The sequence below is a fragment of the Macrococcus sp. DPC7161 genome, assembly GCF_004117835.1.
Lineage (GTDB): Bacteria > Bacillota > Bacilli > Staphylococcales > Staphylococcaceae > SDSC01.
Window position 1 is genome coordinate 1 of sequence record NZ_SDSC01000042.1, and the last position, 426, is coordinate 426.

Annotated in this window: 1 protein-coding gene; it reads right to left on the minus strand. The window is 40.4% G+C overall.

From position 1 onward, the window contains the following. The coding region (locus ER639_RS12000) for a M4 family metallopeptidase (RefSeq protein WP_205757724.1) at nt 1–426 on the minus strand (426 nt) is incomplete at both ends.

Consider the following 426-nt stretch of genomic DNA (forward strand, 5'->3'; position numbering starts at 1 on the left):
GTTAGAGTTGACTGTTAAATATTGTGATAAAGCACGGTAGTAGATTTTCTCTGCTTTATCCTGGCCTAACTGACTGATTGTATCATATGCAATCTTATTAGGGATACCTGAATTCGTATGGACACCGCCATTATCAGATGTCGTGTTGACATACTGTGACATAGTTGCCGGCTGGTTGTAAAGGTTAGGATTCGACATACTTCTTAAAGCATCTCCCGCTTTGTTTGGTGTATATACGTCTTCTCCGATGGTAGCATCATCGTTATCGATGAAATAAGCGAATACATCAGATATACTTTCATTTAATGCGCCAGACTGTCCCTGATATTTTAAGTTTGCTGTTTCTTGTGTAACACCATGTGTTATTTCATGCGCAACAACATCTTTTCCTCCAGCAAGTGGGCGGAATGTTACATCGTCTCCGTC